Source organism: Ruminococcus sp. SR1/5 (assembly GCF_000209835.1).
GTDB classification, from domain to species: Bacteria; Bacillota; Clostridia; order Lachnospirales; family Lachnospiraceae; genus Blautia_A; species Blautia_A fusiformis.
Window position 1 is genome coordinate 1,528,994 of sequence record NC_021014.1, and the last position, 24,976, is coordinate 1,553,969.

Annotated in this window: 15 protein-coding genes and 2 pseudogenes; 15 read left to right on the forward strand and 2 right to left on the reverse strand. The window is 46.2% G+C overall.

Annotated features, from left to right (window positions below; translation table 11 throughout):
* Window positions 1–142: 142 nt before the first annotated feature.
* Both CK1_RS07915 and CK1_RS07920 read left to right on the forward strand, forming a co-directional pair.
* Window positions 143–655 carry a transcription repressor NadR gene (locus CK1_RS07915; RefSeq protein WP_015525738.1) on the forward strand — a complete coding sequence of 171 codons (513 nt, stop codon included), beginning with the start codon at window positions 143–145 and terminating at the stop codon, window positions 653–655.
* 217 nt (window positions 656–872) lie between these two features.
* The gene (locus CK1_RS07920) at window positions 873–1,523 is read left to right on the forward strand and encodes a trimeric intracellular cation channel family protein (protein WP_044961278.1); all 651 of its coding nucleotides are present in this window, start codon (window positions 873–875) and stop codon (window positions 1,521–1,523) included.
* 110 nt (window positions 1,524–1,633) lie between these two features.
* Here the strand turns inward: CK1_RS07920 and CK1_RS07925 are convergent.
* Window positions 1,634–3,357: pseudogene (locus CK1_RS07925) on the reverse strand (ammonium transporter).
* Window positions 3,358–3,649: 292 nt separating this feature from the next.
* Window positions 3,650–5,752 carry a glutamine synthetase III family protein gene (locus tag CK1_RS07930; RefSeq protein WP_015525742.1) on the reverse strand — a complete coding sequence of 701 codons (2,103 nt, stop codon included), beginning with the start codon at window positions 5,750–5,752 and terminating at the stop codon, window positions 3,650–3,652.
* Between the two features lie 391 nt (window positions 5,753–6,143).
* Here CK1_RS07930 and purF point away from each other — a divergent pair, with 391 nt between their 5' ends.
* The 13 genes and pseudogenes from purF (at window position 6,144) to CK1_RS07995 (ending at window position 24,719) form a co-directional block, all read left to right on the forward strand.
* Window positions 6,144–7,538: an amidophosphoribosyltransferase gene (gene purF, locus CK1_RS07935; protein WP_015525743.1), complete on the forward strand. Its 1,395-nt coding sequence runs from the start codon at window positions 6,144–6,146 to the stop codon at window positions 7,536–7,538.
* 303 nt (window positions 7,539–7,841) lie between these two features.
* Window positions 7,842–8,048 carry an HPr family phosphocarrier protein gene (locus tag CK1_RS07940; protein WP_353611145.1) on the forward strand — a complete coding sequence of 69 codons (207 nt, stop codon included), beginning with the start codon at window positions 7,842–7,844 and terminating at the stop codon, window positions 8,046–8,048.
* A 319-nt stretch (window positions 8,049–8,367) separates the two neighbouring features.
* Entirely contained in the window at window positions 8,368–9,996 is a 1,629-nt protein-coding gene (gene pyrG / locus CK1_RS07945) for a CTP synthase (protein ID WP_015525745.1), read from the forward strand.
* On the forward strand, window positions 9,993–14,546 hold the full coding sequence (gene gltB / locus CK1_RS07950; protein WP_015525746.1) for a glutamate synthase large subunit: 4,554 nt from the start codon (window positions 9,993–9,995) through the stop codon (window positions 14,544–14,546). Before pyrG ends, gltB begins: the two co-directional genes overlap by 4 nt.
* A gap of 13 nt (window positions 14,547–14,559) precedes the next feature.
* A complete protein-coding gene (locus CK1_RS07955) occupies window positions 14,560–16,047 on the forward strand; it encodes a glutamate synthase subunit beta (RefSeq protein ID WP_015525747.1) in 1,488 nt (495 codons plus the stop codon).
* A 229-nt stretch (window positions 16,048–16,276) separates the two neighbouring features.
* Window positions 16,277–17,598: pseudogene (glnA, locus tag CK1_RS07960) on the forward strand (type I glutamate--ammonia ligase).
* Between the two features lie 38 nt (window positions 17,599–17,636).
* Window positions 17,637–18,191, forward strand: a complete 555-nt coding sequence (locus tag CK1_RS07965; protein ID WP_015525749.1) for an ANTAR domain-containing response regulator — start codon at window positions 17,637–17,639, stop codon at window positions 18,189–18,191.
* A 121-nt stretch (window positions 18,192–18,312) separates the two neighbouring features.
* Window positions 18,313–19,644 (forward strand): aspartate--tRNA(Asn) ligase, encoded by a 1,332-nt coding sequence (gene aspS / locus CK1_RS07970; RefSeq protein ID WP_015525750.1) that lies wholly within the window; start codon window positions 18,313–18,315, stop codon window positions 19,642–19,644.
* A gap of 14 nt (window positions 19,645–19,658) precedes the next feature.
* Window positions 19,659–19,952, forward strand: a complete 294-nt coding sequence (gatC, locus tag CK1_RS07975; RefSeq protein WP_015525751.1) for an Asp-tRNA(Asn)/Glu-tRNA(Gln) amidotransferase subunit GatC — start codon at window positions 19,659–19,661, stop codon at window positions 19,950–19,952.
* Between the two features lie 15 nt (window positions 19,953–19,967).
* Window positions 19,968–21,440, forward strand: a complete 1,473-nt coding sequence (gene gatA / locus CK1_RS07980; RefSeq protein ID WP_015525752.1) for an Asp-tRNA(Asn)/Glu-tRNA(Gln) amidotransferase subunit GatA — start codon at window positions 19,968–19,970, stop codon at window positions 21,438–21,440.
* Entirely contained in the window at window positions 21,437–22,876 is a 1,440-nt protein-coding gene (gene gatB, locus CK1_RS07985; protein WP_015525753.1) for an Asp-tRNA(Asn)/Glu-tRNA(Gln) amidotransferase subunit GatB, read from the forward strand. The genes gatA and gatB overlap by 4 nt, the downstream gene beginning before the upstream one ends.
* A gap of 6 nt (window positions 22,877–22,882) precedes the next feature.
* Window positions 22,883–24,106 carry an LL-diaminopimelate aminotransferase gene (locus CK1_RS07990; RefSeq protein ID WP_015525754.1) on the forward strand — a complete coding sequence of 408 codons (1,224 nt, stop codon included), beginning with the start codon at window positions 22,883–22,885 and terminating at the stop codon, window positions 24,104–24,106.
* Window positions 24,107–24,392: 286 nt separating this feature from the next.
* Window positions 24,393–24,719, forward strand: coding sequence for a cupin domain-containing protein (locus CK1_RS07995; protein WP_015525755.1), 327 nt, complete (start codon window positions 24,393–24,395; stop codon window positions 24,717–24,719).
* Window positions 24,720–24,976 lie beyond the last annotated feature (257 nt).

Genomic DNA, 24,976 nt, shown 5'->3' on the forward strand with positions numbered 1-24,976 from the left:
AATATCAGAAAAAAAGAAGCGAGAATTATCGGAAGCAGATGCATAACAGGTAATATCTGAACCGGGTGGGAGATATCGCGAGAATGAAGGAGACAGATATCGGAATAAAAAGTACAGGTACAGCCAGGAAAGGGGAACTTAAATGACTGGTTCAGAACGCAGGACAGCGATCATGGATCAAATTAAAAACAGTGACCGGCCGGTCTCGGGAAGTGCTCTGGCCAGAACATTTCAGGTCAGCAGACAGGTGATCGTGCAGGATATTGCGCTGATACGCGCAGAAGGGAACGACGTGATCTCCACCAACAGGGGATATATTTTCAATGCTCCTCATACTGTGAGCCGGATATTCAAAGTGCATCATACAGATGCAGATCTGGAGAATGAGCTCTGCGGAATTGTGGATCTTGGCGGAAAAGTGATCAACGTAATGGTGAATCACAGAATTTACGGACATATTGAGGCAGAACTGAATATCAGATCCAGACGTCAGGTTGAGAATTTTATGGAGGACATCCGAAGCGGCAAGTCCAGTCCTCTGAAGAATATCACATCTGATTATCATTATCATAAAGTAGAAGCAGAATCCGAGGAAATCCTGGATATGATTCAGGATATGCTGAAACGGCGAGGATTTCTGATCGAAGCAGAATAGCAGAAGTCTGAAACAAAAAGAAAAGATATACAGAATGAGAAAATTCTGTTAATATGAAAATATAGTGATCACGAAAATAGGAGAAGGAATCCTGCATGGCAGGGTTCCTTCTTGCACCCTGCAGAAATGTGCATCCTGTGGAAATGTACAGACAGGGAAAACAGGATGCAGATATGAGGGTGAGGAAAAATACGGTCGGATATGTATGGAGGGGGAAATGGATTATCAGAGTATGTTTACATTTATGCTGGAGATGGCAGGAACTATTGCGTTTGCTGCTTCAGGAGCTATGGTGGGAGCACAGAGAGGAATGGATATTTTCGGGGTCTGCGTTCTTGGCGTGGTAACTGCAGTGGGAGGTGGAGCTACCAGGGATATTATCCTGGGAATCGTGCCGCCGGGAATGTTTCAGGATCCGCTGTATACCATTGTGGCAACAGTGACGTCCTGTATTGTTTTTGCAGTGATGTACTGGAAACAGGAGCTTCTGGAAGGCGGGAACCGGCTGGTCTATGATAAGGTGATGCTGGTGATGGATACGGTTGGACTTGGCGTATTTACCGTTATGGGTGTTGATAAGGGGATTTCCCAGGGATATATGGGAAGAACATTTTTTCTTGTATTTCTTGGGACTGTCACAGGAGTTGGAGGCGGTCTGATCCGTGATATGATGGCAGGAGTACCGCCATATATTTTTGTGCGCCATATTTATGCCTGTGCGTCTATTGTAGGGGCCATTGCCTGTGTTTGGATATACAGGCTGTGGGGCGGAGTGCCGGCCATGGTGATCGGAACGGTAGTAGTGATCCTGATCCGGTACCTGGCGGCACATTACCGGTGGAATCTGCCGAGACTGAGAAGAGAATAAAAAAGATATGAAAAGCTCCGGAACATTTAAGGAATAATGTTCCGGAGCTTTTTGGCTTTTATTTGGTTTATATTGCGTAGAAGATTTTATCTGTTCCTCTCATAAGAGAATCATGCGTCTGTATCCTGCAGAGCCAGGAAGCCTTCCTCGCCGGTACGGATCTTGACAACGTTTTCGATATCGTAAACGAAGACTTTACCATCACCGATCTGACCGGTATGAAGAACTTCTTTGGCAGTATCAATAACCTTCTGAACCGGTACAAGACTTACAACGATCTCGATCTTAACCTTCGGACGGAGGTTCATGTCAACCTCAACACCACGATAGTAGGTTGGAGCACCCTTCTGAACACCACATCCCATAACGTTTGTGATAGTGATACCGGTTACGCCGATCTCGTTCATAGCCTGCATAAACTCATCCAGCTTGTTCTGACGTGTGATGATAACAACCTTTGTCAGTTTATGTACGCCGTCTGCAGGAATCTCAGGAACAGATTCAGCAGGAGCAGAAGGAGCATGTTTTACAACAGGGGCTTTTACGGAAGTTCCCATTGGAGTCGGAGCCTTTGTCATAGTATCCTGTACAAAGAATCCATCGTATGCACTTGCGAGGCCATGCTCTTTCATATCCAGACCTGCGATCTCTTCCTCAGCGGAAACACGAAGTCCGATAGTGTGTTTGATCACCTGGAAGATAATTGTCATAGTAACAGCAACCCATGCGATCGTGATAGCCATACCAATAAACTGAACACCGAAGCCATGGAAACCACCGCCTGTGAGAAGACCTTTCCATCCGGTACCTGCACCGTCGGAGAAAAGACCTACAGCAAGAGTTCCGAAAGCACCGTTAAGACCGTGAACGCCAACAGCACCAACCGGGTCATCAATTTTGAGAACTTTATCAATAAATTCAATACCAAATACTACAATGAATCCGGAGAGGATTCCGATAATAGCTGCAGATGTAGGAGATACGGTATCGCAGCCTGCGGTGATGGCTACCAGTCCTGCAAGAGAACCGTTCAGGGACATGGAAACATCTGGCTTTTTGTAGCGGATCCATGTGATCAGCATGACTGTTACAGTAGCGACAGCAGCGGCAAGGTTTGTTGTTACGAAGATTTTTCCGGCGCTTACAATGGCGTCGCCTTCCATGCTGACAGTAGATGCACCGTTGAAACCGAACCAGCAGAACCAGAGGATGAATACACCAAGCGCACCAACAGTAAGGTTATGTCCCGGGATCGCTCTGGATTTACCGGATTTGGAATATTTTCCGATACGAGGTCCGAGGATGATGGCACCGATGAGTGCAGCAACACCACCAACCATATGAACAGCACAGGAACCTGCAAAATCATGAAATCCCATCTGGCTGATAAATCCGCCGCCCCAGATCCAGTGACCGGATACCGGATATACAACGAGACTGATCAGCAAACTGTAGATACAGTAGGAGATGAATTTAGTACGCTCTGCCATGGCACCGGATACGATGGTAGCAGAAGTAGCACAGAATACAGTCTGGAAGATGAGAAATGCCCAGAAAGGAACTCCATCCGGAAGCATTGCGTTTCCGTAGTTTGCCTCTGAGGCGATTCCGCCAATCTTGCCGAAGAAACCGTTTCCTGCACCGAACATGATGCCAAATCCAACCAGCCAGAAGACCGGTGTACCGATACAGAAGTCCATCAGGTTTTCATGATGATATTTCCTGCGTTTTTTGCTCTTGTGAATCCTGTTTCGACCATTGCAAATCCAGCCTGCATGAAGAAGACCAGTGCTGCACCGACGAGGACCCAAGTTGTGTTTACTGAAGAATACATAGTAACACTCCCTTTCCCAATTTTTTTCTTTCTTATTATGTATAGAAAGAATTTTTGTAATACCGGACAGAAAAAACAGATAGAATTTATCCAGTATCAGTATAACGAAAAAGCGCAGGAGAGAGGAAATTCTCTTCCGCGCCTTTACGAAATCAAAATTAGTATATGTAAAACAGGGGATATCTGTATCGTGTGATTAATGGATGAGGAAATCGATAATGAATTATGAAGTAGAGTTCATAAGGGATATCCCCTGTATTTACCGTATGAAATTGTTATCTGATATCCGTGATCAGATGGAGAATAACAGCTCGTCGTAGGTCGGATAAGGAAGTAACTCATCCGGGATCAGAGCCTCTGCCTCATCTGCAGATTTTCTTAAAGTTTCCATGTCTTCCAGAACAGTTTCCTGATAAGCCTTGGAGCATGCAAGTACATCGTCAGAAGAAGCAAGAGCTTTTGCTGTATCTGCTTTCAGAGTTTCCAGATCTTTTGCCATGGTATCTGCAAGTGTACTCAGTTTGGAGATCAGAGCAGCTTCACTTGCTACAGAAATATCAGCTACTACGGATTTCTTTGCAGCTGCAGTATCTGCAAGCTTTTCAACATATGTATATACAGAAGGAATTACCTGCTTCTGGATCATCTCAGCCAGAGTGTTGGACTCGATGTTGATGGTCTTGTAATAGTTCTCAAGCCAGATCTCGTAACGGGAGAAAAGCTCTTCCCTTGTAAAAATGCCATGCTTTGTAAACAGCGCAATGTTCTTCTCAGCAATGAAATGCGGAAGTGCATCCGGAGTTGTTTTCAGATTGTAGAGACCACGTTTCTCAGCTTCTTCAACCCATTCGTCTGTATATCCGTTTCCGTTAAAGATGATGCGTTTATGCTCTTCAATGGTCTTCTTAAGAAGTGCATGTACTGCGCTTTCCATTTCTTCTTCCGGAACATCCTTAAGAGCTGCGCTGAATTCTGCAAGAACCTCTGCAACAGCGGTATTCAGTACGATGTTCGGGTTTGCGACAGATGCTGCAGAACCAAGCATACGGAACTCAAATTTGTTTCCGGTAAATGCAAATGGTGAAGTACGGTTTCTGTCTGTGGTATCCTTTATGAAGTGCGGAAGTACCTTTGCTCCGATATCCATCTGTACCGCATGCTTATTGCTGAAGAAGGTATCGTTTTCAATAGATTTCAGTACGTCTGTCAGCTCATCTCCAAGGAAGATGGATACGATCGCAGGAGGTGCCTCGTTTGCTCCAAGACGATGATCGTTTCCGGCGCTTGCAACGGATACGCGGAGAAGATCAGCATAATCGTCAACGGCTTTGATGACAGCTACCAGGAATACCAGGAACTGTGTATTTTCTGCCGGTGTTTTTCCTGGATCAAGAAGGTTTACACCTGTGTCTGTGCTCATAGACCAGTTGTTGTGTTTACCGCTTCCGTTGATTCCCTCAAATGGTTTCTCGTGAAGGAGGCAGACCATGTTGTGCTTGTCGGCAACCTTCTTCATGATCTCCATGGTCAGCTGGTTGTGGTCAACAGCAACATTTGTGGTATCAAATACAGGAGCCAGTTCGTGCTGTGCAGGAGCAACCTCGTTATGTTTTGTTTTTGCTGGAATGCCAAGCTTCCAAAGTTCTTCGTCAAGATCATGCATGTAAGCAGCAACGCGAGGCTTCAGGGCTCCGAAGTAATGATCTTCCATTTCCTGTCCTTTTGGTGCAGAAGCGCCCAGAAGAGTACGGCCGCAGAAGATCAGGTCTTTTCTCTTTTTGTAAAGATCCTTGTCAACCAGGAAATATTCCTGCTCAGGTCCTACGGTTGTGTCGATGTGACGGACCTCTTTGTTTCCAAGGATGTGAAGAATACGAACCGCTTCTTTGTTCAGAACATCCATGGAACGAAGAAGAGGAGTTTTCTTATCCAGTGCCTCTCCGCTGTAGGAACAGAATGCAGTAGGAATGTAAAGAGTTTTATCTTTAATGAATGCAGGTGAAGTAGGATCCCATGCTGTATATCCTCTTGCTTCAAAAGTAGCACGAAGTCCGCCTGACGGGAAGCTGGATGCATCCGGCTCACCTTTTACCAGCTCTTTACCGGAGAAATCCATGATCACCTGTCCGTCACCTGTAGGGGAGATGAAGCTGTCATGCTTCTCAGCAGTTACGTTTGTCATCGGCTGGAACCAGTGTGTGTAATGTGTCGCACCGTTTTCAGTAGCCCATTCTTTCATTGCAACTGCTACGGAATTTGCAACGTCCAGTTCCAGATGAGTTCCGTTTTCAATTGTTTTCTTTAATGCTTTGTACATGTCCTTTGGCAGTTTGCTTCGCATCACTTTGTCATTGAATACAAGGCTGCCATACATTTCAGGGATACTCTGTGCCATATAGGTACACTCCTTTCGATTTCACTCATTCATTATAATTTTTAATTATTTTATAAGGACCGCTGCCGGAAGAACCGGGTATAAACGGACCGGAAAACAAAAAAAGCGCTTCAGATACTTGCCGTATCCAAAGCGCCTTTGCTTTATGTGTTGCAGTATACACCAAAATAAAATATTGTCAAGAGCTTTTTTGAAAAAATCTAAAAAATTGACCAGGGCGATCGGACTGTCGGAAAATAGGCAGGGTTGACAAATCTTGTCCTTTTATTATAATCTGATATCGTAGTTATACAGTCGAAAAGTCAGCAATCGCTATAAGTGATTGAGGCAAAAGAAGCTTTTTGACCAGTGACAAAGATGTACAATACGGAAAGAACAGATGGAGGGAAATATGTCAGGAGTAAAGGAAGAATGTGGCGTATTCGGGATTTATGATCTGGATGGAGGGAATATTGCACCATCTATTTATTATGGTCTTACCTCGCTGCAGCACAGGGGACAGGAGTCCTGCGGAATGGCCGTTTCAAGGACGGACGGAGAAAGAGGAAACGTACAGTTCCATAAAGATCTCGGACTGGTAAGCGAAGTTTTGCGAAAAGATGTTGTACATAATATGAATGGTGATATTGGAATCGGACATGTTCGTTATTCCACCACCGGAGAATCTGTCGCAGAGAATGCACAGCCGCTGGTACTTTCTTATATCAAGGGAAGTCTGGCACTTGCGCACAACGGAAATCTGGTTAATACAGAAGCTCTGAAATGGGAGTTGATTCAGACAGGCGCAATTTTCCATACAACTACCGACTCAGAGGTTATCGCGTTCCATATCGCAAGAGAACGTGTGCATTCTGCCACTGTAGAGGAAGCAGTACATAAAACCGTAGAGAAGATCCGCGGAGGATATGCTCTTGTGATCATGAGCCCCCGGAAGCTGATCGGTGCCCGTGATCCTTACGGACTGAAACCCCTCTGTCTTGGAAAAAGAGATAATGCCTATGTCCTTGCATCTGAAAGCTGCGCGCTGACATCTGTAGGAGCGGAATTTATCCGTGATATTGAACCGGGTGAGATCGTCACGATCACCAAGAACGGACTGAAATCCAGTAAACTGACTGAGAAGAAAAAGCATGCTCATTGTGTTTTTGAATATATTTATTTTGCAAGACTGGATAGCACCATGGATGGCGTGAAAATCTATGATGCAAGGATCCGTGGAGGAAAATCTCTTGCAAAATCCTATCCGGTAGAAGCGGACCTGGTGACCGGTGTACCGGAATCCGGACTTCCGGCAGCAAAAGGCTATTCTGAGGAATCCGGAATCCCGTTTGGCTTTGCGTTCTATAAAAACAGTTACATTGGAAGAACTTTTATCAAGCCTACACAGCAGGAGAGAGAGTCCAGTGTCCATCTGAAGCTGAGCGTTCTGGAATCCGTGGTGAAGGGGAAGAGAATCGTTCTGGTGGATGATTCCATTGTCCGCGGAACTACCATTGCCAATCTGATCCACATGCTGAAAGAAGCAGGAGCAAAAGAAGTCCATGTACGTATCAGCTCCCCGCCATTTTTACATCCCTGTTATTTTGGTACCGATGTGCCGTCCAATGACCAGCTCATCGCAGCACAGCACAGCACGGAAGAAATCCGTAAGATGATCGGTGCAGACTCCCTGGGTTATATGCAGATCGATTATCTGGAAGGCATGGCAGGTGGACTTCCGCTGTGTAAAGCATGTTTTGATGGCAATTATCCGATGGAAATACCGGCAGAAATCAAACAGGATTAATGAACTATGTGGAATTAATCTCACAGTAAAAATAATGGATTGAAAAACGAAAATGTAAAAACTGCACAATAAATATATAAAAACCCGGATTTTGTCATATAAAATCCGGGTTTTTATAGAAAGACTCTTAAAAACGATAAAAAACATCAACTTGACAAATCTGACAACATGAGACATAATGTGGAACAGCCAGATGAAAAAAGGCCGCTGGTCTGGAATATACAGGAAAACAGCAAGGCCGAAAAAAGGCCGGTTTTTTGCCGAGATAAAAGAGAGGATGATATTTATGTCTAAAAAATTAGATTGAATGCGACAGAGGATGTTAAAGAATTTGTTAAGGCTGCAAGTAAATGTGATTTTGATGTAGATATTTCATATAACAGAATTTTAATTGATGCAAAATCTATTCTTGGAATCCTCAGCATGGATCTGACCAGAGTTCTTACAGTAACCTGTCATGGCGAGGATCATGAGTTTGATCGTTTCCTTCAGAAATATGCAGTTGCCTGACAGACAGTGCAGAGACAGACAAGATATGAAAGACATAAAAAGAAAAGGCAGACGTGACTGCAGAGACAGGAGATCAGTTTGAAATCCTCAGCAGGCGTCTGTTTTTCTTCGCATCCATTTCATAGGAAGAAATTCCGCAGACTATATGAAAAATCAGTTATTGACAAATAAAAAAAATAGTTTATAGTAAACCATATTTTATATGAAAGATAACTGACAAAGGCGTCAGGAACGGATACCACAGGGGAATTCTCACCCCTTGGAATCTGTTCCGGACGCCTTTTTGTTGTGGGACACAAAATGGAGGAGGAAATCGAAGATGGCAGTAAAGTATGTTTTTGTAACAGGTGGAGTTGTTTCCGGTCTGGGAAAAGGAATTACCGCAGCGTCTCTTGGGCGCCTTCTGAAAGCCAGAGGGTATCAGGTGACCATGCAGAAATTTGATCCCTACATTAATATTGACCCGGGAACTATGAATCCCATTCAGCATGGAGAGGTTTTTGTAACGGATGACGGTACAGAGACTGACCTTGACCTTGGACATTATGAGCGTTTCATTGATGAAAGCCTTGACAAAAATTCCAATGTGACAACCGGTAAGATTTACTGGTCTGTTCTTCAGAAAGAGCGTCATGGTGATTTCGGCGGAGGTACCGTTCAGGTGATCCCGCATATTACCAATGAGATCAAGAGCCGTTTTTACAGAGCAAAATCCGCAGACGAAGACAGAATTGCCATCATCGAGGTTGGTGGTACAGTCGGTGATATTGAGAGCCAGCCGTTCCTGGAATCCATCCGTCAGTTCCAGCATGATGTGGGACATGACAATGCGATCCTTATCCATGTAACTCTGATCCCGTATCTCCGTGCTTCCGGAGAGATGAAGACCAAACCCACCCAGGCCAGTGTAAAAGAACTTCAGGGAATGGGAATCCAGCCGGATGTCCTGGTATGCAGAAGTGAATATCCTCTTACCGAGGATATCCGTGGAAAGATCGCCCTGTTCTGTAATGTGCCTGTAAGCAATGTGCTTCAGAATCTGGATGTGGAATATTTATATGAAGCTCCTCTTGCAATGGAGAGAGAAAAGCTTGCAGACGTAGTACTGCAGAGCTTAAGACTGGAGAATCGCAAACCAGATCTTACAGACTGGGAAAATATGGTAGAAAATCTCCGCCACCCGGATAAAACAGTAAAGATCGCCATGGTTGGTAAATATACACAGCTTCATGATGCATACTTGAGTGTTGTGGAAGCACTGAAGCATGGCGGGATCTCTTGCCGTGCAAAGGTTGATATCACCTGGGTGGACTCCGAAGAACTCAATGAAAAAAATTTGGATCAGACTCTCCATTCTGTAGATGGAATCCTGGTTCCGGGAGGATTCGGAAACCGTGGTACGGAAGGGATGATCCTTGCGGCACAGTATGCAAGAGTTCATAAGATCCCATACCTTGGGATCTGCCTGGGAATGCAGATGGCTATTGTGGAATTTGCCCGCCATGTGCTTGGATATGAAGATGCCAACAGTATTGAGCTGGCACCGGAAACAACACATCCGGTCATTGCCCTGATGCCGGATCAGGAGGATGTGGAAGATCTTGGAGGAACTCTTCGTCTTGGAAGCTATCCGTGTGTGCTTGCAGAAGGCTCCAGATCCTATGAGCTTTTTGGAAAGAAAGAGATCCAGGAACGTCACAGACATCGTTATGAGGTAAACAACGCATTCCGTAAGGAACTGGACGAAAATGGAATGTCCATTGTAGGAACATCCCCGGATGCTCACATTGTTGAGATGATCGAAATTGCCGGACATCCGTTCTTTGTGGGAACACAGGGACATCCGGAATTTAAATCCAGGCCAAACCATGCACATCCGCTGTTCCGTGGATTTGTGCAGGCGGCAGTTGATAAAAAGACGGCAGAAGAAGCTGCAATGAAAGGATGAGAAAAATGAGAGAAGTAGCAAATCAGCAGCAGGGCCTCTACCGCCCTGAATTTGAACATGATAACTGCGGTATCGGAGCCGTTGTTAATATAAAAGGAAAGAAAACACATGATACAGTTGCCAATGCTCTTAAGATTGTAGAGAATCTTGAGCATCGTGCTGGTAAGGATGCAGAAGGAAAAACCGGTGATGGTGTCGGTATCCTTCTTCAGATCTCCCACAAATTTTTTAAGAAGGTCTGTAAAAAAGAAGGCTTTGATATCGGCGGAGAGAGAGAATACGGTGTAGCCCAGCTCTTTTTCCCACAGCAGGAGATCAAACGTGCCCAGGCAAAGAAGATGTTCGAGATCATCGTGGAAAAAGAGGGTCTGGAGCTTCTTGGATGGCGTACAGTACCGGTCTTCCCGGAGGTTCTTGGTCATAAAGCGAAAGAGTGCATGCCGTGCATTATGCAGGCATTTGTTAAAAAGCCGGAGGATGTGGAAAAAGGTCTTGCCTTTGACCGTATGCTTTACATCGCACGTCGTGAATTTGAACAGAGTAATGATAATACTTACGTAGTTTCCATGAACAGCCGTACCATCGTATACAAAGGTATGTTCCTGGTAGGACAGCTCCGTACCTTCTTTGGCGATCTTCAGAGCCAGGATTACGAGTCTGCCATTGCAGTGGTACATTCCCGTTTCAGTACCAACACGAATCCAAGCTGGGAGAGAGCACATCCGAACCGTTTCATCGTACATAACGGTGAGATCAACACGATCCGCGGAAACGCCGATAAGATGCTTGCACGTGAGGAAAACATGGAGTCTCCGTATCTGAAGGATGAGCTTCACAAGGTCCTTCCTGTAGTTAACCGCAATGGTTCTGACTCTGCAATGCTTGACAATACCCTGGAATTCCTGGTTATGAGTGGAATGGATCTTCCACTTGCAGTGATGATCACGATTCCGGAGCCATGGGCAAACAACGATACGATTTCTCAGGAGAAGAGAGATTTTTATCAGTACTATGCGACTATGATGGAACCATGGGACGGTCCTGCGTCCATTCTGTTCTCAGATGGTGATGTGATGGGAGCAGTTCTTGACAGAAACGGTCTTCGTCCATCCAGATACTATATCACATCGGATGGCTATATGATCCTTTCCTCCGAGGTTGGTGTTCTTCCTGTGGATGAGGAGAAGATCGTATTAAAAGAACGTCTTCATCCGGGAAAAATGCTTCTGGTTGATACCGTTCAGGGTCGTGTCATTGATGACAATGAGCTCAAAGAAAAATATGCGAAAAAACAGCCTTATGGTGAGTGGCTGGACAGCAATCTGGTACAGCTTCGTGATATCAAGATCCCGAATCAGAGAGTTGTCGAATACACTCCGGAGGAGAGAGCACGCCTTCAGAAAGCCTTCGGATATACTTATGAGCAGTACCGTACTTCGATCCGAAACATGGCATTAAACGGCGCAGAAAGCATCGGAGCCATGGGACATGATACTCCCCTTGCGGTATTTTCCAAGGAACATTATCCGTTGTTCGATTATTTCAAGCAGCTTTTTGCACAGGTAACAAACCCGCCGATCGATGCGATCCGTGAGGAGATCGTTACTTCTACAAGTGTATATGTAGGAAAAGACGGAAATCTTCTGATCCAGAAGCCGGAGAACTGTCAGGTGCTGAAGATCAACAATCCGATTCTGACCAACACCGATATGCTGAAGATCAAGAATATGAAAAAGGACGGCTTCAAGGTTGTAACACTTTCTACATTATATTATAAGAGCACAAAGCTTGAACGTGCCATTGACCGTCTGTTCGTAGAGGTAGACAAAGCCTTCCGTGAGGGAGCAAACATCCTGGTCCTTTCTGACCGCGGTGTGGATGAGAACCATATGCCGATCCCGTCCCTGCTGGCGGTTTCCGCAGTACATCAGCATCTTGTAAAAACAAAGAAGAGCACTTCCCTTGCCCTGATCCTGGAGTCCGGTGAGCCGAGAGAGGTACATCATTTCGCAACACTCCTCGGATATGGTGCAAGTGCAGTCAATCCGTATCTGGCACTGGATACGATCCATGAGCTGATCGATACACATATGCTGGATAAGGACTATTACGCAGCCGTTGATGATTACAATCATGCAGTGATCAGCGGTATCGTAAAGATCGCTTCCAAGATGGGTATTTCCACTATCCAGTCCTATCAGGGATCTCAGATCTTTGAGGCAATCGGAATTTCCCAGGATGTGATCGATCGTTACTTTACAGGAACTGTAAGTCGTGTAGGCGGAATCACATTGGAAGATATCGAGGATAATGTAGAAAAACTTCATTCTGAGGCATTTGATCCCCTTGGACTTGCCACAGATCTTACTCTGGACAGCGTAGGTGCCCATAAGATGAGAAGCCAGGGTGAGGAGCACAAATATAACCCGCGTACCATTCATCTTCTCCAGCAGTCCACAAAACAGGGCAGCTATGAGATGTTCAAGGAATATACAAAGCTGGTGGATGACGAGGGTCATGGAAACTTAAGAGGTCTTCTGGACTTTAAGTTTGCCAAGGAGCCTATTCCGATCGACCAGGTTGAGAGTGTTGAGGATATTGTAAAACGATTTAAGACAGGTGCCATGTCCTACGGTTCTATTTCACAGGAAGCACATGAGACATTGGCTATTGCCATGAACCATCTCCATGGAAAATCCAATACCGGTGAGGGTGGTGAAAGTGATGAGCGTCTGGATTCAGCAGGAACAGACAATGACCGCTGCTCTGCAATCAAACAGGTAGCCAGCGGACGTTTCGGCGTTACCAGCCGTTATCTGGTTTCCGCAAGAGAGATCCAGATCAAGATGGCACAGGGTGCAAAGCCGGGTGAGGGCGGGCATCTTCCTGCAAAGAAGGTATATCCGTGGATCGCAAAAACCCGTCATTCCACACCGGGAGTCAGCCTGATCTCTCCGCCGCCACATCATGATATCTATTCTATCGAGGATCTGGCAGAATTGATCTATGACCTGAAAAACGCCAATAAATATGCGGATATTTCCGTAAAGCTGGTTTCTGAGGCGGGTGTTGGTACGGTTGCAGCCGGTGTTGCAAAGGCCGGTGCACAGACTGTTCTGATCTCCGGATATGACGGAGGTACAGGAGCAGCGCCAAGAAGCTCTATCCATAATGCAGGACTTCCATGGGAGCTTGGACTTGCAGAAACACACCAGACGCTGATCATGAACGGACTTCGTAACCGTGTACGTATCGAGACAGACGGTAAGCTGATGAGCGGCCGTGACGTTGCCATTGCAGCACTTCTCGGTGCAGAGGAATTCGGTTTTGCAACAGCGCCACTTGTAACGATGGGCTGCGTGATGATGAGAGTCTGCAATCTGGATACCTGCCCGGTAGGTGTGGCTACACAGAACCCGGAGCTGCGTAAGAGATTCCGCGGAAAACCGGAGTATGTGGAGAACTTCATGCGCTTTATTGCACAGGAGCTGAGAGAGTACATGGCACGCCTTGGTGTTGCCACCATCGATGAGATGGTAGGTCGTACAGACCTTCTTACAGTTTCTGACAGTGTGCAGGAGCCGCATAAGGGTAAGGTTGACTTAAGTGCCATCCTGAATAACCCATATGCAGGAAAGGGCAAAGTAACCTTTGATCCGAAGGCTGTATACAATTTCAATCTTGAGAAAACTCTGGATGAAAAAGTTCTGGTCAAGAAATGTGCACCGGCGATCCAGAAGGGTGAGAAAGTTTCTGTTGATGTAAATGTTACCAATACAGATCGTGCATTTGGTACCATTCTCGGATCTGAGATCACAAGAAATCATAAGGATGGACTTCCGGAGGATACGGTAACTGTAAACTGTACAGGTGCAGGCGGACAGAGCTTCGGTGCCTTTATTCCGAAAGGACTGACATTGAAACTGACCGGTGACAGCAACGACTACTTCGGAAAAGGCCTTTCCGGTGGAAAGCTGATCGTTAAGGTTCCGGAGAAGGCCGGATACAAGGCTGAAGAGAACATCATCGTCGGAAACGTGGCACTCTATGGTGCGACCAGCGGAACTGCATTTATCAACGGTGTTGCCGGTGAGCGTTTTGCAGTACGTAACTCCGGTGCGGTTGCAGTTGTTGAGGGTGTTGGCGAGCATGGCTGCGAGTACATGACAGGCGGCCGTGTGGTAGTTCTTGGAAAAACAGGAAAGAACTTTGCAGCAGGTATGAGCGGCGGTATCGCTTATGTCCTTGATGTGGATAACGTTCTTTACAAGAACCTCAATAAAGCAATGATCTCCATTGAAAAAGTGGATAATAAATATGATAAAAAAGAGCTTCGTGATCTTATCGAGGCTCATGTGGAAGCAACAGGCTCTGAGATCGGTAAGAAGGTGCTGGCTGATTTTGATTCCTATCTGCCTCACTTCAAAAAACTCATTCCGGATGAGTACAAGAGAATGATCACATTAAGTGCAAAGCTGGAAGAAAAAGGTCTGACCAGCCAGCAGGCACAGATGGAAGCGTTCTATGAGAGCATCGGCGTGAAACATTAAGGAGGATGAGGAAATGGGAAAGCCAACTGGATTTTTAGATTATGAAAGAGAAACGGCAAAGGTTCTGCCGCCAAAGGAACGTATTCAGAATTTCAACGAATTTCGTATTCCATTAAATAAAGAAAAACAGAAACTTCAGGGAGCACGCTGCATGGCCTGCGGCGTCCCCTTCTGCCAGTCAGGTATGATGATCGGCGGAATGGCTTCCGGCTGCCCGCTGCACAACCTGGTTCCTGAGACAAATGATCTTGTGTACACAGGAAACTGGAAGCAGGCATTCCTTCGTTTAAACAAGACACACAGCTTTCCGGAGTTTACATCCAGAGTGTGTCCAGCACTTTGCGAAGCTGCATGTACCTGTAACCTGAACGGAGATCCGGTCAGCACAAAGGAGAATGAGAAAGCGATCATTGAGACAGCCTATGCAGAAGGATGGGTAAAACCGCAGATCCCGCCTGTCCGCACAGGAAAGACGATCGCAGTCATCGGAAGTGGTCCTTCCGGACTGGCAGCAGCACAGCAGCTGAACCGCCGTGGCCACAGCGTAACCGTATTTGAGAGAAACGACCGTATCGGAGGACTTCTCCGCTACGGCATTCCGAACATGAAGCTGGAGAAAAAGGTCATTGACCGCAGACTGAAGCTGATGGAAGAGGAAGGCGTGAAATTTGTTACCAATATCAATGTTGGTGTTGACATCACGGCAGAACAGCTTCTGAAGGATTATGACCGTGTCCTTCTCTGCTGTGGAGCTTCTCATCCGAGAGATATCAAGGTTCCGGGAAGAGATGCCAAGGGAATTTACTTTGCAGTGGATTTCCTGAAGCAGATAACAAAAAGTCTTCTGGATACAGATTTTGCAAAATTCCCATATGAGCTTGCAAAGGGCAAAAATGTTCTGGTCATTGGCGGTGGTGATACCGGTAATGACTGTGTGGGAACCTCCATCCGTCTGGGTGCGAAATCTGTAACACAGCTTGAGATGATGCCGCAGCCTCCTGCAGCAAGAACTCCTTCCAATCCATGGCCGGAGTGGCCGAAGGTCCTGAAAACCGATTACGGCCAGGAAGAGGCTATTGCAGTATTTGGCCATGATCCTCGGATCTATCAGACAACCGTTACCGAGTTTATCAAGGACAAAAAAGGAAATGTCTGCAAGGCCAAGATCGTAAAACTGAAAGGCGTAAAGGATGAAAAGACCGGAAGATTCAATATGGTACCGGTTGAGGGCAGTGAGGAAGTGATCCCTGCAGATGTGGTCCTTATTGCGGCCGGCTTCCTTGGCAGCGAGAAATATGTGACAGATGCTTTCCGTGTAGCGCTTACACCAAGAACCAATGTGGAAACAAAACCGGAGCAGTATGCAACAAGCGTAGATCGTGTGTTCACAGCAGGTGATATGCATCGTGGACAGTCCCTTGTCGTATGGGCGATCCATGAGGGACGTGAGGCTGCGAAAGCAGTGGATGAATCACTGATGAGCTATTCATATTTACAGTAAAATAACAGATACCAGGGGCAAAAGGTCAAAAAAACTGTTCGTGTTTCCGCGATAAAGCTTTTGAACTTTTGCCCCTTTTAAAAAATGGTTGACAAAGAATTGACCGATTGCTATAATTACGTCCATGAACAAGGGTGTTCTTCAGGAGCGGAAGCTCTCTGAAGTGCACCCTTTTTCTGATTTTGAGGGTAATTATTTTGTGTGATGAGGAAATAAAGGAGAGAATACTATGGGGAATTATACCAGAGAAGAGATTCTTGCAATGGCAGAGGAGGAAGACGTAGAGTTTATCCGCCTCCAGTTTACAGATATGTTTGGAACTCTGAAAAATATTGCGATCACAGCAAGAGAGCTTCCAAGAGCCCTGGATAACCAGTGCGTTGTATATGGCTCTCATATTGCGGGCATTGTGGGAGAAAAGGAGCCGGATCTGATCCTGTATCCGGATTATAATACTTTTTCAATTCTTCCATGGCGTCCTCAGCAGGGAAAGGTTGCAAGACTGATCTGTGATATGCGCCGTGCAGACGGATCAGAGCATGAGATGAGCTCCAGATATATTCTGAAAAAAACAGCGCAGGCAGCAGAGGAGGCAGGGTATACCTGTTATGTTGACCCGGAATGCGAGTTTTTCCTGTTTCATATTGATGATAACGGAATGCCTACAACGGTTTCTCACGAAAAGGCCGGATATCTGGATGTAAGTCCGGTGGACTTAGGCGAAAATGCAAGACGTGACATGGTACTGACTCTTGAGGATATGGGATTTGAGGTGGAATCCTCTCATCATGAGACAGCACCTGCACAGCATGAGATCGCCCTTCATTACGGGGAAGCACGTGAGATGGCAGACGAAGTTATAACCTTTAAGATGGCAGTAAGAACTGTAGCCAAACGTCATGGACTTCATGCGACATTTATGCCGAAGCCAAGACGGGAAGTAAACGGTTCAGCCATGCATATCCATTTTTCACTGTTTAAAAATGGAAAAATATTTTCGTGGATCCGGAGGATCCGTCCAGATTAAGTGAAGAGGCATACTATTTTATCGGAGGTCTTCTGGCTCACAGCCGTGAGATGACTCTGATCACCAATCCGCTTGTAAATTCTTATAAGCGTCTTGTACCTGGATTTGATGCGCCTACAGAGCTGACCTGGACGAGAAATAACCAGAATTCACTGGTAAGGATCCCGAGAGTCAATGGTGCTGATACCAGGATCGAGCTTCGAAGCCCGGATGCTGCATCCAACCCATACCTTGTTTTTGCGGTATGCCTGGCAGCGGGCCTGGATGGAATCCAGAAGAAGATCTATCCTACAAAAGCTTCTAACCGTTCTCTTTCCGAGTCGGATCAGAAGGAACAGGGTATCGAGAATTTACCGGAGAACCTGCGGGAAGCGATCACACTGTTTGAGGACAGCAGCTGGATGAAGGAAATCCTTGGAGAAGCTTTCTGCAAACAGTATGCGCAGGCCAAGAGAAAAGAGTGGCTACGTTATTCCCAGGAGATTTCCGACTGGGAGATCGAGGAGTATCTGTATCGGATCTGATGAACGAGGCATAATGGGACGAAAGAGAGTGGCGGCTTATGAACACGAGTATCGTGATTGCATTACCGAAAATAGAAGATGCAAAAAAGATCCGCACAGTCCTTAACCGATATGGATTCACGGTGGCGGCAGTATGCAATTCAGGTGCCAATGCCCTTGCCAGTATCTCGGAGCTTGATGGCGGCGTTCTGCTTTGCGGTTATCATCTTCAGGATATGTACTACCGTGATCTTCTGGACTATATGCCGGATTATTTTGAAATGCTGCTTATGGCTTCCCGGGGAGTGATCAGTGAGGCGCCAACATCCATTTTATGCGTGGGAATGCCTCTGAAAGTCGGAGATCTGGTAAATACGGTAAGCATGATGCTTTCCCAGATCGAAAGGCGTTGGAAAAAAGATAAGAAAAAGCCGAAACAGCGTTCATGGAAAGAACAGAATTATATTTCAAATGCAAAGATGCTTCTAATGGAAAGAAATCACCTGAGCGAGGATGACGCATACCGCTATATCCAGAAATGCAGTATGGATTCCGGGACCAATATGGTGGAGACAGCCCAGATGGTTCTGATGCTTTTATATGATTCTGTGTAAAAAAACAATAGGGCGGACAGAAATGATCTGCTTTGAATGCCTGATATCACACCGAATCGGGAAAAATTCCGCAGGGGATTTCCTGATTCGGTGAAACTACTTTGAATTGGAGGATGAGGGAATGGAATTTATGGATGGAATCTGTAAGACTAGAGAATGTGCCTGGGATGTGCTTCTTTCCGAGAGCATGAAAGACCAGGAAGCAACAGTGGAAGGTGCAATACACAGCATCCGTAATATGGGTGACGTGGCATTTGTGATACTTCGAAAAAAAGAAGGGCTTTTTCAGACCGTATATGAAAACGACAAGACAAATGTTTCCATTCATGATCTGAAGGAGGCAATGTGTGTGCGTCTCACAGGAACTCTTCATGAGGAAGAAAGAGCGCCTCACGGAAGAGAACTCCGCATCAGCCATGTGGAGATCCTTTCCTCACCTGCAGAGTCTCTTCCGCTGGCCATCGACAAATGGAAGCTGAACACTTCCCTGGAGGCAAAGCTGAATTATCGTCCTATTGCCCTGCGTAATGTGCAGGAGCGTGCAAAATTCAAGATCCAGGAGGCTCTGGTGCGGGCATTTCGTGATTACCTCTATGAGAAGGGGTTCACCGAGATCCACACACCGAAGATCGGAGCCAGAGGTGCAGAGGGTGGTGCAAACCTGTTCAAGCTGAGTTATTTCCATAAACCGGCAGTTCTGGCACAGAGCCCGCAGTTTTATAAACAGATGATGGTAGGTGTTTTTGACCGTGTATTTGAGACCGGCCCTGTATTCCGTGCAGAGAAGCATAACACAAAACGTCATCTGAATGAATATACAAGCCTTGATTTTGAGATGGGCTATATCAACGGATTTGAGGATATCATGGAGATGGAAACCGGATTTCTCCAGTATGCGGTAGAACTTCTTAAGAAAGACTACGCTCATGAGCTTTCCATTCTGAAGGTGGAGCTTCCGAAGGTGGACAAGATCCCGGCAGTACGTTTTGACAAGGCCAAAGAGCTGGTAGCTGAAAAATATAATCGTAAGATCCGCAACCCATATGATCTGGAGCCGGAGGAAGAAGCGCTGATTGGAAGATATTTCAAAGAAGAATATGATGCTGATTTTGTTTTTGTCACACATTATCCGTCTAAGAAGCGTCCGTTCTACGCAATGGATGATCCGTCAGATGAGAAATTTACATTAAGCTTTGACCTTCTGTTCAAGGGACTTGAGGTAACTACAGGCGGACAGCGTATCCATGATTATCAGATGCTGAAGGATAAGATCGCAGCCCGTGGTATGGATGAAGAGGGTATGGAGCAGTACCTGGATACCTTCAAGCATGGAATGCCGCCTCACGGAGGACTTGGAATCGGACTGGAACGTCTTACCATGCAGATCCTCGGAGAAGAAAACGTTCGTGAGACCTGTCTGTTCCCACGTGATATGAACAGACTTGAGCCGTAATAAGGAGAAAAAAGATGGCAAAGATAATCGATGATGAAACAATGGAAAATGTCTGCATCCTTGCAAAGCTTTCTCTGACAGAGGATGAAAAGGAAAAAGCAAAAGAGGACATGCAGAAGATGCTGGACTATGTAGACAAGCTGGATGAGCTTGATACTTCTTCCGTAGAGCCCATGTCCCATATTTTTGAGGACGAAAATGTATTCCGTGAGGATGTTGTGACAAACGGAGATAATCATGAGGCAATGCTTGCCAATGCACCGAAGCAGAAAGAAAACCAGTATCAGGTTCCGAAAACAATTGGATAAGACAGGAGACAGGACATGGATTTGGGAAAATTAACCGCATTACAGCTTGCGGAAAAGATCAAGCAGCATCAGATAAGCGTCCTGGACGGTGTGAAATACGTATTTAATCAGATCGAAGCAAAAGAGGACAAGGTCCACGCTTATCTTGATACTTACAAAAAAGAAGCCTATGCAAGAGCAAAAGAGGTACAGAAGGGCATTGAGGATGGAACCTATACAGGACCTCTTGCCGGTGTACCTATTGCAATTAAGGATAATATCTGCATTAAGGGAAAAACAACTACCTGTGCATCAAAGATCCTTGAGAATTTTGTGCCGCAGTACAATGCCGAGGTTATTGACCGTCTGGAACAGGCAGGTCTTGTGATCATCGGAAAGACAAACATGGATGAGTTCGCCATGGGAAGTACCACAGAGACATCCGCTTACGGCGTCACCAGAAACCCGTGGGATCTGGAGCATGTTCCGGGCGGCTCCTCCGGCGGCTCCTGTGCGGCAGTGGCAGCAGGAGAGACTTACCTGGCACTGGGTTCTGATACCGGCGGTTCCATCCGTCAGCCAAGCTCCTACTGCGGTGTTACCGGAATCAAACCGACCTACGGAACAGTATCCCGTTACGGACTGGTTGCCTATGCATCCTCTCTGGATCAGATCGGACCGGTAGGAAAGGATGTTGCAGACTGTGCGGCACTCCTTGAGATCATTGCCGGACACGATGCCAAGGACAGCACCTCCATGAAGAGAGAGAATCTTGACTTCTCCGCTTCTATGACAGATAAGATCGTGGGAATGAAATTCGGCGTGCCGAAGGAATATCTCTCAGAGGGACTGAACCCGGAGGTAAAAGAGGCCTTTATGAATACGCTGAAGAGCCTTACCGAGATGGGCGCAGTGGTAGAATTTTTCTCCATGAAGACAACAGAATATATGATCCCTGCCTACTACATCATTGCCAGCGCAGAGGCCAGCTCCAATCTGGAGCGCTTTGACGGTGTGAAGTACGGCTTCCGTGCAAAAGAGTACGAGGGACTTCATGATATGTACAAGAAGACAAGGACTGAAGGTTTCGGCGAGGAAGTAAAACGCCGTATCATGCTTGGCTCCTTTGTGTTAAGCTCCGGTTACTACGATGCTTACTATCTGAAAGCACTTCGCACAAAAGCCCTTATCAAAAAGGAATTTGATCAGGCCTTTTCCAAATATGACGTTCTTCTTGCCCCGGCATCACCCTTTACGGCGCCGAAGCTGGGAGAGAGTCTGAAAGATCCTCTTGCCATGTATCTTGGCGATATTTATACGGTAGCAGTAAACCTGTGCGGACTTCCCGGAATCACAGTTCCATGCGGAAAAGACGCAGCAGGACTTCCAATCGGGATCCAGATGATCGGCGACTGCTTCAAAGAAAACAACCTGTTCCGCGCAGCACACGCCTATGAGAAAAAACGCGGTGATTTCGGAACAGCAATGGAAGGGGGAGAAAAGGCATGAAACAGTATGAGACAGTCATAGGACTTGAGGTGCATGTGGAGCTTGCCACAAAAACAAAGATCTTCTGCGGATGCTCCACAGAATTCGGAGGCGCACCAAATACACATACCTGCCCGGTCTGCACCGGTATGCCGGGCTCTCTTCCGGTCCTCAACAAAAAAGTGGTAGAGTTTGCCATCAAGGCAGGTCTTGCGGCAAACTGTCATATCCATCAGTACTGTAAGTTTGACCGTAAGAACTTTTTTTACCCGGATAACCCCCGGAATTATCAGATCTCTCAGCTGTATCTGCCGATCTGCTATGACGGAGCTGTTGAGATCGAGACTTCCGCAGGCAAAAAGACCGTACGTATCCATGAGATGCATATGGAGGAGGATGCCGGTAAGCTGATCCATGATGAGTGGGAAGACTGCTCCCTGGTTGACTATAACCGAAGCGGGGTACCGCTGATCGAGATCGTATCCGAACCGGATATGAGAAGCTCCGAGGAGGTTATCGCTTATCTGGAAAAGCTCCGCTGCACCATGCAGTATCTTGGAGTTTCTGACTGCAAGCTCCAGGAGGGATCCATGCGTGCCGATGTCAACCTTTCTGTCCGTGAGGTGGGAAGTGAGACCTTCGGAACAAGGACGGAGATGAAGAACCTGAACTCCTTCAAGGCCATTGCGAGAGCGATCGAGGGAGAGAGAGAACGTCAGATCGAGCTTCTGGAGGAAGGCAGAGCCGTTGTACAGGAGACAAGAAGATGGGACGATAACAAAGAGTCTTCCCATGCAATGCGTTCCAAGGAGGATGCAAAGGATTACCGTTACTTCCCGGACCCGGATCTTCCGCCGATCCACATTTCCGATGCAAGGATCGAAGAGCTGCGTACTTCCATTCCGGAGCTTCGTGAAGCCAAGATAGAGCGGTATCAGAAGGAGTATGAGCTTCCGGCTTATGATGCAGGGATCCTGACCGAATCCAGACATCTGGCAGGACTTTTTGAGGAGACAGCGGTTCTTCTCGGAAATCCGAAAAAGGTGGCGAACTGGTTTATGGTGGAGGTTCTCCGTCTGACAAAGGACAAGGGCCTTGATCCGGAAAAGGTAAGCTTTACACCGAAGCATCTGGCAGACCTTCTTTCCATGGTGGAGAAAAAAGAGGTCAGCGCACAGAATGCCAAGAAAGTGTTTGAAAAAGTATTTGACGAGGATATTGATCCGGTTGTATATATAGAAGAGAATGGTCTTAAGATCGTAGAAGATACAGGCCTTCTCACCGAAACTGTGAAAAAGATCGTAGATGCCAACCCCGGACCGCTGGCAGAGCTTCTGGGCGGCAAGGACAAGGTTATGGGATTTTTCGTAGGACAGCTGATGAGAGAGTTGAAAGGCAAGGCAAATCCTGACAGCGTCAGAAAAGCACTGGCAGAGGAAATTGAGAGAAGGAGATAAAATACTATGGTGACAGTAAATCAGAATTATTTAAAACTTCCGGGAAGCTATCTGTTTTCCAATATCGCAAAGAAGGTAAGTGCATATAAGGAGGCCAATCCGGAATCTAAGGATTCTGTGATCAGTCTTGGAATCGGTGATGTGACACAGCCCCTTGCACCGGCGATCATCGATGCCCTTCATAAATCCGTAGACGAGATGGCACACGCAGAAACCTTCCACGGATATGCTCCGGATCTCGGATATGAGTTCTTAAGAAGTGCCATTGCAAAAAATGATTATCAGTCCAGAGGCTGCGACATCAGCGCAGACGAGATCTTTGTTTCCGATGGAGCGAAAAGTGATTCCGGAAACATCCAGGAGATCTTCGGACTGGATAACAAGGTTGCAGTCTGCGACCCGGTTTATCCTGTATATGTAGATACCAACGTTATGGCAGGACGTACAGGTCTTTATAACAAAGAGCGTGAGAACTTTGATGGTGTGATCTATATGCCCTGCAAAGAGGAGAACGGATTTCTTCCGGAGATCCCGGCAGATGAGGTACCGGATCTGATCTATCTCTGCTTCCCGAACAATCCCACCGGTGGTGCGATCACAAAGGCTGCTCTTCAGGAGTGGGTTGACTACGCCAACAAAAACGGCTGCGTGATCATCTATGATGCAGCATATGAGGCATATATTTCCGAGGAGGATGTCCCGCACAGCATTTATGAGTGCGAGGGTGCGAGAACCTGTGCCATCGAGCTTCGAAGCTTTTCCAAAAATGCTGGCTTTACAGGCGTTCGTCTTGGCTTTGCCGTTGTTCCGAAGGAACTGGTGCGTGATGGCGTAGAACTTCACAGTCTCTGGGCAAGACGTCACGGAACCAAGTTTAACGGTGCCCCGTACATTGTACAGAGAGCAGGCGAGGCTGTTTACTCTCCGGAGGGAAAAGCACAGCTGAAGGAGCAGATCGCTTATTATATGCGTAATGCAAAGACGATCCTCGAAGGACTTTCCGCAGCAGGATTTTCCGTGTCCGGTGGAAAAAATGCCCCATACATCTGGCTGAAAACACCGGATCAGATGACCTCCTGGGAGTTCTTTGATTATCTCCTTGAGAAAGCACACATCGTAGGAACACCAGGTTCAGGCTTTGGTGCACATGGTGAGGGATATTTCCGTCTGACAGCATTCGGAAGCTATGAGAATACTCTTGAGGCAATTGAGAGAATTAAAAATCTGTAATATGAGTATAAATTGCGGAGCAGGTCTTTGGAAAAGAGCTGCTTCGTTTTTTAACCGGATCAAAGAAGTATCCTGCTTCAATTGCGAATAGAAGCTCCCGGCAGGGTTGCGAAAAGCAATAAGCAGTGGGAAAAATTTGCCTGTAAGTTAATTTGTGAAAATAATAATAAGGATTGCGAAAATTTATCATATCATTTATAATTGTACAGGAAGTAAGGCACAGGCCGCAGAAAGCCTGTGTTCATAAAATTTCACAATTTACGCAATCACGAAAGGGGATTTTATCATGGGTATCAGAAGAGTAGAAAATATGTGCGGCGGTAAAGGCCATGTGATCATCAAAGACATTCTTGAGGGAGACGAGCTGAAGGGAAAATGCGGACTTTACGCACAGGTTACCATCGAAAAAGGATGTTCTCTGGGATACCATGAGCATCATGGCGAGACAGAAACCTACTATATCTTAAGCGGTGAAGGCGAGTACGACGATAACGGCGTGAAACGCCCGGTAAAGGCCGGCGACATCACCATCACACCAGATGGAAAAGGACACGGTCTTACCAACACAGGCGACACAGATCTTGTGTTCATGGCACTGATCATTTTTGACTGATCCATATAGAAAAAACAGAAGTGAGACAGAAGGGCGGCCTTTTTGAAGAGGCTGCTCTTTTTACGACTGAGGCGTAACCTGTGTCGGAGTATAAATTCTGGGATGAAAGATTCTCTGTCTCAGATTGTTATTAAACGAAATGTATTAATTGTATAAACAAAAAATATTTTTGGATTTTTTAGAAAAAACTGTTGACATACAAAAAACACTTTGCTATACTATCACTTGTCGCGAGGGAGAAGATAAAGAATTCCAAA

Coding starts and splice junctions, on each gene's coding strand:
- gatA (WP_015525752.1), top strand. CDS start 19,968: ATGGATTTGGGAAAATTAACCGCATTACAGCTTGCGGAAAAGATCAAG.
- CK1_RS07965 (WP_015525749.1), top strand. CDS start 17,637: ATGAACACGAGTATCGTGATTGCATTACCGAAAATAGAAGATGCAAAA.
- CK1_RS07995 (WP_015525755.1), top strand. CDS start 24,393: ATGGGTATCAGAAGAGTAGAAAATATGTGCGGCGGTAAAGGCCATGTG.
- CK1_RS07915 (WP_015525738.1), top strand. CDS start 143: ATGACTGGTTCAGAACGCAGGACAGCGATCATGGATCAAATTAAAAAC.
- aspS (WP_015525750.1), top strand. CDS start 18,313: ATGGAATTTATGGATGGAATCTGTAAGACTAGAGAATGTGCCTGGGAT.
- gatB (WP_015525753.1), top strand. CDS start 21,437: ATGAAACAGTATGAGACAGTCATAGGACTTGAGGTGCATGTGGAGCTT.
- CK1_RS07955 (WP_015525747.1), top strand. CDS start 14,560: ATGGGAAAGCCAACTGGATTTTTAGATTATGAAAGAGAAACGGCAAAG.
- CK1_RS07930 (WP_015525742.1), bottom strand. CDS start 5,752: ATGGCACAGAGTATCCCTGAAATGTATGGCAGCCTTGTATTCAATGAC.
- pyrG (WP_015525745.1), top strand. CDS start 8,368: ATGGCAGTAAAGTATGTTTTTGTAACAGGTGGAGTTGTTTCCGGTCTG.
- CK1_RS07990 (WP_015525754.1), top strand. CDS start 22,883: ATGGTGACAGTAAATCAGAATTATTTAAAACTTCCGGGAAGCTATCTG.
- CK1_RS07920 (WP_044961278.1), top strand. CDS start 873: ATGGATTATCAGAGTATGTTTACATTTATGCTGGAGATGGCAGGAACT.
- gatC (WP_015525751.1), top strand. CDS start 19,659: ATGGCAAAGATAATCGATGATGAAACAATGGAAAATGTCTGCATCCTT.
- purF (WP_015525743.1), top strand. CDS start 6,144: ATGTCAGGAGTAAAGGAAGAATGTGGCGTATTCGGGATTTATGATCTG.
- gltB (WP_015525746.1), top strand. CDS start 9,993: ATGAGAAAAATGAGAGAAGTAGCAAATCAGCAGCAGGGCCTCTACCGC.